This is a genomic window from Synechococcus sp. MIT S1220, from assembly GCF_047303025.1.
In the GTDB taxonomy this organism is placed as follows: Bacteria; Cyanobacteriota; Cyanobacteriia; order PCC-6307; family Cyanobiaceae; genus Parasynechococcus.
In genome coordinates, this window is record NZ_CP138939.1 from 2284543 (window position 1) to 2297542 (window position 13000).

Here is a 13000-nt window from a genome sequence, read left to right on the forward strand (position 1 = left end):
GAAATAAATTCAAACACTTACTCAAGATCAACTATAAAAGTTGTGCATCTCCAATACCTGCATCACAATCAAAGAATAGAGCACTCAGCAGAGATGAACGCCACGCAAACGAATCTCGCGTCCACTCTGCTGGTGGCAGATGCACACTGCCCACAAATCCGCGAACTCCTAACGCAAAGCCAAAGTCCAGTGCTCTGGCTGGCCGCAGATCAAGAGCCCCTCGCACTGATCAGTCGAGCTCTATCAACACGACGCCAACAAGGCCAACCGGTGCAAACCATGCACTGGGTTGGTCATGGCCAACCTGGTGTGCTGCTGCTCGGTGGATCCGAAATCAACAGGGAAAGCCTGATCTCGCAACAGGAGCAGCTCAAGACCTGGCAAGTCGACACCATCGCACTGTGGAGCTGTTGCACCGGCGCCGACCATGCCTTCACCAGTGTTTTAGAGGAGCTCACTGGAGCATCTGTGTGGACGAGCGATCGACCGCTCGGCAGGCTGCAAGACGGCAGTAGCTCCTGGAAACTCTCAAGCTCAAGCCAAAAAAAAGCACTAGCAGACTCTCCAGAGTTCCCCATCGATACCAGCCATCAATTGGCCTGGAAGCACCAACTGGGTGGATTTACAACAAACACACCAACTACCCAAGCCAGCCCCGGCAGGACGTACCAGGAATACAGAAATAACACCGCTTTCGCGGCACTCAAAGACGACGGCTCCGTCATCACTTGGGGCAACGGAACCTCCGGTGGTGATTCATCCTCAGTAGAAGAAGAGCTCAGTTCAGGCGTCAGCCAAATCTTCGGCAATAATTACGCCTTCGCGGCACTCAAAGACGACGGCTCCGTCATCACTTGGGGCTCCAAAAGCTTCGGAGGTAATTCATCCTCTGTTTCCTCCTCCCTCTCCTCCGGCGTTAGCAAAATCTTCTCCAATTTCGGTGCCTTCGCGGCACTCAAAGACGACGGCTCTGTCATCACCTGGGGTAGCACCAACGAGGGCGGTGATTCATCCTCTGTCTCCTCCTCCCTCTCCTCCGGCGTTAGCAAAATCTTCTCCAATTTCGGTGCCTTCGCGGCACTCAAAGACGACGGCTCTGTCATCACCTGGGGTAGCACCAACGAGGGCGGTGATTCATCCTCTGTCTCCTCCTCCCTCTCCTCCGGCGTTAGCCAACTTTTCTCTACGTCAAGTGCCTTCGCGGCACTCAAAGACGACGGCTCTGTCATCACCTGGGGTTACACCAACCACGGCGGTGATTCATCCTCTGTCTCCTCCTCCCTCTCCTCCGGCGTTAGCCAACTTTTCTCCACTTCAACTGCCTTCGCAGCACTCAAAGACGACGGCTCTGTCATCACCTGGGGTTACACCAACGAGGGCGGTGATTCATCCTCAGTAGAAGAAGAGCTCAGTTCAGGCGTCAGCCAAATCTTCTCTAATAATTATGCCTTCGCGGCACTGAAAAAGGACGGCTCTGTCATCACCTGGGGTAGCACCAACGAGGGCGGTGATTCATCCGCTGTCTCCTCCTCCCTCTCCTCCGGCGTTAGCAAAATCTTCTCCAATAACGGTGTCTTCGCGGCACTCAAAGACGACGGCTCCGCCATCACCTGGGGCAGAACCAACTACGGCGGTGATTCATCCTCCGTTTCCTCCTCCCTCTCCTCCGGCGTTAGCAAAATCTTCTCCAATTTCGGTGCCTTCGCGGTACTCAAAGACGACGGCTCTGTCATCACCTGGGGGAACACCAACTACGGCGGTGATTCATCCTCTGTCTCCTCCTCCCTCTCCTCCGGCGTTAGCCAACTTTTCTCTACGTTAAGTGCCTTCGCGGCACTCAAAGACGACGGCTCCGTCATCACCTGGGGGAACACCAACTACGGCGGTAATTCGTCCTCCGTTTCCGCTCAACTCTCCTCCGGAGTTGTTGGTTTTGCCAACCCATTGACCAACGATGTTTACGACAGCGCCGGCAAGTCCAAAGACGACAGCACCGCTCCCACTGTCACCTCCTCTGCCACGTCCACAGACGGCAGCAAAGTCGTCCTCACCTATGACAAAAAGCTTTCAGCAGTAACGGCTGCCAATAAGGACTTTTCCGTCACGACTGATGGGGTTCCCAATGAAGTGAAAGGCGTCACTATCTCTGGTGCCAAAGTCAAGCTCGCTCTCACGACACCAGTAAAAAAGGGACAGAACGTCACCGTTGCATACACCGATCCAAGCCCTGCAAATGATGCCAATGCCATTCAAGACAGGCAGGGCAATGACGTTGAATCTCTCAGCAAAACTACAGTGATCAACAATTCAAGGATCGATGGCAGACCACCAACGTTCAAATCAGCCTCCTCCAACGCTGCTGGCAATAAAATTCTACTCAACTATGACGAAATTCTCTCAGCAAAAACAGCTGACAATAACGACTTTATCGTTAGATCAAATGGTGCTCCAAATAATGTGACTTCTGTCACCATTTTAAATGCCACCATCAAGCTCAATCTCGCTACATCTGTAAAAAAGGGACAGGCCGTCACCGTTGCGTACACCGATCCAAGCACTGAAGATGATGCCAATGCTATTCAAGACAGGAAAGGAAATGATGCTACATCTTTAAGTGAAACTGCTGTGACTAACAATTCCAGCCTTGACGGAACACCACCAAGATTCAAAACAGCCTCTACCAATCCTTCTGGCAGCAAAGTTCTACTCAACTATGACGAAATTCTCTCAGCAAAAACAGCTGACAATAACGACTTTATCGTTAGATCAAATGGCGCTCCAAATAAAGCAACAGCTGTCAACATTAATAATGCAACGGTTAATCTCACCCTTACTACACCTATAAAAAAGGGTCAGACCGTCACTGTTGCATACACCGATCCAAGTACTGCAGATGATGCCAATGCCATTCAAGACAGGAAAGGAAATGATGCTACATCTTTAAGTGAAACTGCTGTGACCAACAATTCCAGCCTTGACGGAACACCACCAAGATTCAAATCAGCCTCTACCAATGCTGCCGGCAGCAAAGTTCTACTCAACTACGATGAAAAGCTATCATCAAAATCGGCTGATAATAATGACTTTTTCGTTAGGTCCAATGGCTTCCCAAATAAAATTACAGCTGTTACCATTTCTGATGCAACAGTCAGACTCTCCCTCGCCAAGCCTGTTAAAAAAAATCAGTCCGTCACCGTTGCATACACCGATCCAAGTACTGCAGATGATGCCAATGCCATTCAAGACAGGAAAGGAAATGATGCTACATCTTTAAACCAAACGGCGGTGACCAATAATTCAATTATTGACGGCGCACCACCAACATTCAAATCAGCCTCTACCAACGCTGCCGGCAACAAAGTTCTACTAAACTACGACGAAAAGCTCTCAGCAAAATCAGCTAACAATAATGACTTTTTGATTCGATCAAATGGTATTCCTAATAAAGTGACTGCTATCACTATTCGTGATGCCACCCTCAAGCTAACACTCGCTAAACCTGTTAAAATCAATCAGAACATCACCGTTGCATACACAGATCCAAGTAACGCAGATGATGCCAATGCTATTCAAGACAAAAAAGGAAATGATGTTGCATCATTAAAAAGAACTATCGTAACTAACAACTCAACTATCAAGGGCAAGCCAGCAGCACCCAAAGAGAATTTCGCAGATTTCTCACATAAGCAAGTCAAACAACTCTCACTTAAGGATATTAAAAGGGTCTCAAAGCCTGAGCTTTCTGACCTCTCACCAAAAGCCATCAAAGGATTCTCCACAAAGCAAATAGCGAGTTTATCCAGCCATGTCTTTTCAGGGCTAGATCAAAATCAGTTGAGCAGACTAACAAAAGATGCCGTGACAGGCCTGAAGAAAGGGCACCTCAAGACTCTCAATGGAGAAGAACTATCCACCTTCAAGCCAAATGTTCTTATGGAGTTTGCTCCTGATAGCATCTCTGGGCTGAAACCCGCATCACTTGATGCATTGAACAAGAAACAAACCCGAGCATTTAAAAACAATCAGCTCGCGAGTCTGAGCAAAAAACAAATCAAAAAAGCAAAGGACTTTGTTGACGACTTGACAAAGAAACAGAGCAAAGCACTCACAACAGGCGTCTCAAAACGAACCATGCGTACTTTTGAACCACTAATTCAATCTGACGATGAGTCAGTACTCCTTCTAGGGATTGAACCCTTAGCCTAAACGTTAAATAAAGCGAGAGGTCGCAACCTCAAAAGCTTGTGCATAACGCAACAAACATTACGGCCGTTGAAGATCCTCGAAAATACTCTTCAACCCGAAATGCTTGATTGATGGTTTCAACAATAACTTTAGAAACTGATCAGCTTGATCAGTGCACTTAGAAGCGGGGCTGTCCTCAAGCACCGATTCGGCTTGCCAAAACCCGCTGGCATGACGGACGGCTGTGGCTGCTCAACTCAGGCACCAGCGAACTGGGCTGGAACAACATTGGAACCTTTCAACCACTTTGTGCGTTACCGGGCTTCGTGGGCGGACTGGCCTTCCATCAGGGGTTTGCATGAGAGGGTCTCTCCCAACTGCGCTCATCGGTGTTCACCGGTCTGCACATGGCGGAACGAATGAGCCAAACCAGCACGACAGCTCAAGGGGGTCTGCGGACTGCGGATTGTCGCCCTGTGACACTCCATCCGCCTGGATCGTGCTCGGCAGTTGCTGCTCAACCCCAAGCAGCGCCGCAACCGAGGCTTCATGGTCGTTGGCGACATCGCAAAGGAGATGTGCTTCAGCAGCCGTTGCCACTTAACCCAATCGCTTTTAACAGCACGTTCATGGGCTGCCTTGCGAGACACTCAAGCGAAGCGACACCAAAGCCCCATAAAATGCTTAAATCTGCAACTGCGTACGTTTCGGCCCCTCAAATATTGTGAGAAAAGCCCATAATTCATTGAAGGGACTGAGAGTTTCCTGAAAGGGTGTTGCTTGACGATCTGCCATATCAGAGTTGGTTGCACCAGCTGCAGACATGGGCAGTAGATGGTCGCCTTCTCGCAGCAGCCCTTGATGCACTAAAGCTGAAGCCAGGCCAAGCGACAGAGCGTCTGAAACGCATCGTCGAACGACTGGCCAAAGGGGACAGACGCGATATTCCACCCATTGAGATGCTGCCGGGCAGCGCCATGCCGGGCGCCGCTGGAGCGTATGCGAAGGCTACAAGAACGATCTATATCAACAAGGAATGGATCAAATCAGCAAAGAAGATTGATGTCTTAATACTCCTGACAGAGGAATTTGGGCATCACTTAGACAGCCAAATCAAGGAGAAAGATACGCCAGGAGATGAAGGAGAAATCTTCTCCAAACAACTACTTAATTCTAACCCAAAGAACACATTTTCCAACCACCAAACACATTTCATCAATGGAAATGACCATGGCTGGATCAGTGTTAATGGACAGACCCTGAGCGCAGAGTTTCAAGTAATCAATGGAACATCAGGCAATGACACCATCAATGGCACCGGTCCTAGCAACACAATCTATGGATTTGGTGGCAATGACACTATAGGGGGAGGAGGAGGGGCTGATTACATTTATGGAGGCGGCGGTGCTGACAGAATTTACGGAAAGACTGAAGCCTTAAGGGATACCTTCACCAATTACTTATTTGGCGGCGAAGGAAACGACACGCTTATTAGTGGCGTCGCAAGAGATATCCTGCGTGGCGATGGCAATCAAGTTGGCCAAGAAGCATCGACAAATGATGGCAATGATTGGTTACAAGGCAACGGTGGCAGTGATTTACTCACTGGTGGCAACGGTAATGACCTCCTTGATGGAGGGGCCGATCAAGACAGATTTGAGGGCGGCCCAGGCGCCGACATCATCAATGGTGGAGGAGCAAGCAACGGGAAGTTTGAAACTGTTTACCAACATGATGGTGACTCCACAATCTGGACAGACGCAGGAAATCTTGGAAGCAGTGCAACCCTGCTGAACAACGAAACAATCACATTTGGAAATGGCACTGATGTCATCTACGACTTCAACCATTCCCAATACTATCTCTACCTTCCCAACAATTCATTTAACTTACTCAGCAGCGGAGACTCTCTAACAGACCTAACGATCGGACAAAACTATTTCATTCAAGGAAGCTGGTCTCATTCCGACTACTCGAGCCAAAAAAACAGCTATCAGGCCGGCAACTATTCCGGCTCATTCACAACAGGAGAAAGCACAAACTGGAATGAAGACTTTAGTTTGATTGTCCTTTACAGTGCCAAATCTACAGATTTTTTCAGCACTGATAACACCAATTTCTTGGTCCTTGAGTTCGACTACAACGCACAAAATACAGTCCAAGGCAAGCACCCAACTGACATGGTTGCAGGAATCAATGGCACAGGAGGTCACAATGATCTAAATCCACTATTAGGGCAAAAAATTCTCATCAACGGTCCGAGCGGTACGGCTGGTGATAGCAGCGTTTCATTCACCCTAGCCCCTAACACTCTGAGTGTGCACACCTACTCAAATACTGGTAACCCTAGCGACTCGCAATCAACCTTTTGGTCTCTAGCAGGAGGCGCTGACGCATCACTTTTTAGTATCGACAATACAACAGGAGAACTCGAATTTATCAACGAAAGTTCTGTTCCAACTGCTGGAAATAACACTGATATCAACTCCGACGGAATTTATGAAGTTCACGTCATGGGGTCTGTCAGCACAACAGGGAATACAGCCAGCGAGCGTGCAATCGACGCCGACAGTGTGACTACATGGCAATCTCTCACCCTCACCGTCGATACCATCCGGCCCAGCATCGCCATCACAGAAGACGATGGTGATGACTCCCTAGGGGTTGGTGATACCGCAACCATCACCTTCACCCTTTCAGAAGCCTCCTCCAATTTCATTCAATCCGACGTCACTGTCTCCGGCGGCAGCCTCACCAATTTCTCTGGCTCCGGAACCTCCTATTCCGCCACCTTCACGCCCACCAACAACAGCACCGCCAATGGCGTGATCTCGGTCGCCAGTGGCACCTTCACCGATACAGCGGGTAACGCCAACACCGACGGTTCCGATAGCAACAACACCGTCACCTTCTCCGTTGATACCACTACGCCTTCTCCTTCTCCTTCCCCGCCCCCTGATGCCATCAGGCCCACCATCGCCATCTCCGATGACGATCCGGATCATTTCCTTGCTGCCGGCGATTCATCCACCCTCAACTTCACACTCTCTGAGCCCTCCACAGATTTCCTCCAATCCGACGTCTCCATCTCCGGAGGCACCCTCTCCAACTGGACCGCTCATTCCTCCACCTCCTATTCCGCCTCCTTCACACCCTCCAACAACAGCACCGCAGATGGCCTGATCTCGGTCGCCAGTGGCGCCTTCTCCGATGCGGCCGGCAACACCAACAACGACGGTTCCGATCGCAACAACTCCGTCCGCTTCTCGGTTGATACCGCTGCTCCCACCATCTCTGTTGCCATCAACGATGGCGGTGATGATTTCCTCAACGCGGCAGAAGCTGGCTCCGCCTCCATCACTGGCACCACCTCTGGCGCAGAAGACGGACAAACCGTTTCCATCGCCATCTCCTCCTCCGGTGGCGGCACACCCATCAACACCACCGCCACCACCAACAGCAACAGCTATTCACTCTCCAATCTCGATCTCTCCTCCCTCGACGACGGCACACTCACCATCACTGCCGATGTCGACGATCGAGCCGGCAACTCTGCAGCCCAGGCCTCCGATAACACCACCAAAGACACAACCGCTCCCACCATCTCTGTTGCCATCAACGATGGCGGTGATGGTTTCCTCAACGCAGCAGAAGCTGGCTCCGTTTCCATCGCTGGCACCACCTCTGGCGCAGAAGACGGACAAACCGTTTCCATCGCCATCTCCTCCTCTGGTGGCGGCACACCCATCAACACCACCGCCACCACCAACAGCAACAGCTATTCACTCTCCAATCTCGATCTCTCCTCACTCAACGACGGCACACTCACCATCACTGCCGATGTCGACGATCGAGCCGGCAACTCTGCAGCCCAGGCCGCCGATAACACCACCAAAGACACAACCGCTCCCGCCATCGCATCGATTGGCGCGAGCCCAGGTTGGATCAGAACAGGACAAACAAACACAATCCATATTTCATTAACCGAATCCTCTAAAGACTTCACATTGTCCGATATTTCGGCCATTGGAGGGACTTTATCGAACTGGAATCCAGTCTCGAACAAAAACTACAAAGCGACCTTTACACCGCAAGCAAATCGAACAAGCAATTCAGAAGTCTCTGTAGCAAACTTCTCATTCTCAGATAAAGCAGGAAATTTCAACAACAATGGAACCAAAAGCGTCATCATACGCACAGATACAGTCCTACCTGAAATCGCATTAAAAGCAAATAAATTATCCCTGAGCGCAGGCGATCAAGCAATCATTGAATTCGAACTATCAAAATCAACGTCCGATTTCAACGTCAACGACTTAACTGTCGCTGGAGGATCAATCTCAAATTTCACTGGCTCAGGCAAAAGTTACACCGCTGTCTTTACACCCGATAGCAACAGCATAACCAATGGGGTTGTCTCAGTCGCGAGTTCCAAGTTCTCTGACTCATTTGGAAACTTCAACGAGGATGGTTCCGATGCCGACAATCGAATCAGCTTCCATATCAACACAGATCGGCCAACGATTGCCATCCGTTCAGACCAAGATTACTTAAAGGCTGGCGAAACAGCAAAAATTACATTTATCCTCTCAGAATCTTCAACTGACTTCACCCTTTCAGATATCGATGTCACTGGAGGCACTCTCGCAGAATTCTCCGGTGCAGGAGATCGTTATTCTGCAATCTTCCAACCAGACAACAGCAGCACAGACGCTGTTGTCTCTGTTGGTAGTGGCTCCTTCTCCGATGCAGCCGGCAACACCAATAACGATGATGCCGATCCCAATAATTCCGTCCGCTTCACCATTGATACCGTCAGCCCCACCATCGCTATCAGCGATGACGATCCTGACGATTCCTTAGCTGCCGGCCATACATCCACCCTCACCTTCACACTTTCTGAGCCCTCCACAAACTTCCTCCAATCCGACGTCTCCATCTCCGGCGGCACCCTCTCCAACTGGACTGCTCATTCCTCAACCTCCTATTCCGCCTTCTTCACTCCCAACCCAGGCAGCACCACAGATGGGGTGATCTCTGTTGGCTCAGACACCTTCTCTGATTTGGCCGGCAACGCCAACAACGACGGCTCTGATAACAACAACACCGTCACCTTCACGGTTGATTCCCTCAGGCCCACGATCGCCATCAGCGATGACGATCCGGATCATTCCTTAGCTGCCGGCCATACATCCACCCTCACCTTCACACTTTCTGAGCCCTCCACAGACTTCCTCCAATCCGACATTTCCATCTCCGGCGGGACGCTCTCCCACTGGAGTGCTCATTCCGCCAGCTCCTATTCCGCTTCCTTCACTCCCTCCAAAAACAGCACCACCGATGGGGTGATCTCTGTTGGCTCCGCCGCCTTCTCCGATGCAGCCGGCAACACCAATAACGATGATGCCGATCCCAATAATTCCCTCACCTTCACCGTTGATACCGTCAGGCCAACCATCGCCATCACCAATGACGATCCGGATCATTCCTTAACGACCGGCGAGACATCCACCCTCACCTTCACACTTTCTGAGCCCTCCACAGACTTCCTCCAATCCGACGTCTCCATCTCCGGCGGGACGCTCTCCAACTGGAGTGCTCATTCCTCCAGCTCCTACACCGCTTCCTTCACTCCCAACCCAGGCAGCACCACCAATGCCGTGATCTCTGTTGGCTCCGCCGCATTCTCCGATTTAGCCGGCAACGCCAACATCGACGGTTCCGATCGCAACAACTCCGTCACCCTCTCCGTCGATACCACCGCTCCCTCTCCTTCTCCTTCTCCATCAGCCAACCCAACCCCTGATTCCCCCAGGCCCAGCATCGCCATCAGCGATGACGATCCGGATGATTCCTTAGCTGCCGGCGAGACATCCACTCTCAGCTTCCGCCTCTCTGAGCCCTCCACAGACTTCCTCCAATCCGACGTTGCTGTCTCAGGCGGTTCTCTCTCCAACTGGACCGCCGATTCCTCCAGCTCCTACACCGCCTCCTTCACGCCCTCCAAAAACAGCACCACAGACGGGGTGCTCTCTGTTGGCTCTGGGGTCTTCTCCAATTCAGCCGGCAACACCAATAACGATGATGCCGATCCCAATAATTCCCTCACCTTCACCATTGATACCGTCAGACCCACGATCGCCATCAGCAATGACGATCCTGATCATTCCTTCACTGCCGGCGAGACATCCACCCTCACCTTCACACTTTCTGAGCCCTCCACAAACTTCCTCCAATCCGACGTCTCCATCTCCGGCGGCACCCTCTCCAACTGGACTGCTCATTCCTCCAGCTCCTACACCGCCTCCTTCACTCCCAACACCGGCAGCACCACCCATGCCGTGATCTCTGTTGGCTCCGCCGCATTCTCTGATTTAGCCGGCAACGCCAACATCGACGGCTCTGATAGCAACAACTCCGTCCGCTTCACCATTGATTCCCTCAGGCCCAGCATCGCCATCAGCGATGACGATCCGGATGACCTCCTCAACGATTGCGACACCAGCACCCTCACCTTCCGCCTCTCTGAGCCCTCCACAGATTTCCTCCAATCCGACGTTGCTGTCTCCGGCGGGACGCTCTCCCACTGGACCGCTCATTCCTCCAGCTCCTATTCCGCCTCCTTCACTCCAAACCCAGGCAGCACCACAGATGGCGTGATCTCTGTTGCCTCCGCCGCATTCTCCGATGCAGCCGGCAACACCAATAACGATGATGCCGATCCCAATAATTCCCTCACCTTCACCATTGATTCCCTCAGGCCAACCATCGCCATCACCAATGACGATCCGGATCAATCCTTAACGACCGGCGAGACATCCACCCTCAGCTTCACACTTTCTGAGCCTTCCACAGATTTCCTCCAATCCGACGTCTCCATCTCCGGCGGGACGCTCTCCAACTGGACCGCTCATTCCTCCAGCTCCTACACCGCCTCCTTCACTCCCAACCCAGGCAGCACCACCAATGCCGTGATCTCTGTTGGCTCCGCCGCATTCTCCGATTTAGCCGGCAACGCCAACATCGACGGTTCCGATCGCAACAACTCCGTCACCCTCTCCGTCGATACCACCACTCCTTCTCCTGCTCTTTCTCCTGCTCCATCACCAAACCCAAACCCTGATTCCCTCACGCCCAGCAGCGCCATCAGTGATACCAATCCTGATGACCTCCTCAAAGTTTTTGACACCTCCACACTCACCTCCTTCTCGATCAACAATCAAGACACCAACCAAAACAAGCCCCTACACAACAACAGCGACATCTATCTCTTGCTGGATACCTCCACATCCATGCACCACAATGGGGGAGAAGATCGACGCAAGTTCCAATCACTCCTCGCCCTTGAAGCATTCACAAAAGACGCCGAACGAGCTGGATATCAATTTCAACGCCGCAACAACAAAACCACCATCACTGCGACACAATTACTCCAAACACTGGCGAGCAAAACCACCAAGCAAGCCATTCAAGAGCTCGATCATTACAACATCATTGACAACCCCAATGATGCAAACAATGCTGACAATCTCCACCTTCACCTGATCACCTACAACTATCACGTCAAGCACAACACCTTCACCCTCTCCCGCACAAACCCAAACAGCGGCATCGGCACCATGCAAGCCATCCTGTCTCTCAAAATGGCAGGAGAACAATTCACAAACTCACTCAAAAACAACACACAATGGAAGGAGCTTGGACTCCCCAAGCCCAATCGCTACGACCTCTATCAGGGCCATCCAGACAAGCCCTCCAACCTCTACGCCGGCACCGAATTGCTTGGTGCACTGGAAGGGCTCGACTATCTCCTCACCAACAAAGCCAACGACCCCAATCAGCGCAACCACTCCACCACCATCTCCCTCGTTCTCCATGGCCGCCCCGAACGACGCAGCTGGTGGGACACCAGAACCAACGCCGCCTCTGATTCCATCATTGGCCAGGCCATTCCTCTTCCTGAAAGCCTCGGTAAAGAAGACATCACCACCTCAGGACTCCTCTACGACAACAACAGCAAGCCGCACTATTTCAAAAACAATCAGGGCCAATGGCAGTGGAAGACGATGCAAAATGATCTCAATACGGCCCTCGATCGCCTCGCTGATCACTCCACCGATCCCGCCACCAACATCCAGGTCAATGCCTTTGGCCTCGACAACGACAACATCAACAACATCAACAACATCAATAACATCAATAACATCAATAACATCAACAACAGCGACAACAACAATATCAACAACACCGGCAACTCCTCCCTCGCCGACACCTATCAAGACCTCTTCTCAAACCAAATCTTCAACAACTCCTCCAGCTCCTGGAGTTACACGCACCAAACCATCCAATCACTCCAAGACATCAATCTCTAAACAACGACCACACTTCTCCTCTGCAACACCAGCAAAAATCATCAGCAACACACTCCACTTCCCCAACACCCGCAACAGCAACAACACCACCCACAAAGCCATCACACATAGATCACCCTCTGATCCATCAACCTCAACCACTCATGCAGGGCTCAGTTGCTCTCCTTCAAGACCCAGTTGCACAAAAAACCAGGGATATCTCAGAGACAAGCCTTTTAGACCAGTTTCAGAGTCAGGAAACACAGTGGCAGCTTGGCCACCAGGGCCAGCATTGGACAAGCTGAGAAGCCTCAGGTCCTTCTGATTGAAGAAGCCAATTGGATCCAGTATTGGGTTTTGGGACTGAGGGATGGTCCTAATCGAACAAAATTTACAGGGATCCTCAGACAAATGTCTCTGAGCCGGCTAGAAAAGCGAATGCGATTTCAACATCTATTGGCTTT

5 protein-coding genes are annotated in these 13000 nt (G+C 51.3%); 3 read left to right on the plus strand and 2 right to left on the minus strand.

Annotated features, from left to right (window positions below; all coding sequences use genetic code 11):
- Positions 1-93: 93 nt before the first annotated feature.
- Both SIB64_RS11520 and SIB64_RS11525 read left to right on the plus strand, forming a co-directional pair.
- The gene (locus SIB64_RS11520) at positions 94-4206 is read left to right on the plus strand and encodes a SwmB domain-containing protein (protein ID WP_413440342.1); all 4113 of its coding nucleotides are present in this window, start codon (positions 94-96) and stop codon (positions 4204-4206) included.
- A 251-nt stretch (positions 4207-4457) separates the two neighbouring features.
- Complete coding sequence (locus SIB64_RS11525) at positions 4458-4547, plus strand: hypothetical protein (RefSeq protein WP_413443006.1); 90 nt, start codon at positions 4458-4460, stop codon at positions 4545-4547.
- Positions 4548-4578: 31 nt separating this feature from the next.
- Here the strand turns inward: SIB64_RS11525 and SIB64_RS11530 are convergent, their stop codons facing one another.
- A complete protein-coding gene (locus tag SIB64_RS11530) occupies positions 4579-4785 on the minus strand; it encodes a hypothetical protein (RefSeq protein ID WP_413440343.1) in 207 nt (68 codons plus the stop codon).
- 173 nt (positions 4786-4958) lie between these two features.
- Between SIB64_RS11530 and SIB64_RS11535 the strand changes: the two genes are divergently transcribed.
- A complete protein-coding gene (locus SIB64_RS11535; RefSeq protein ID WP_413440344.1) occupies positions 4959-12557 on the plus strand; it encodes an Ig-like domain-containing protein in 7599 nt (2532 codons plus the stop codon).
- On the opposite strand, the gene SIB64_RS11540 is transcribed toward SIB64_RS11535, so the two are convergent.
- Positions 12534-12698: a hypothetical protein gene (locus SIB64_RS11540; protein WP_413440345.1), complete on the minus strand. Its 165-nt coding sequence runs from the start codon at positions 12696-12698 to the stop codon at positions 12534-12536. The genes SIB64_RS11535 and SIB64_RS11540 overlap by 24 nt on opposite strands.
- Positions 12699-13000: the final 302 nt, after the last annotated feature.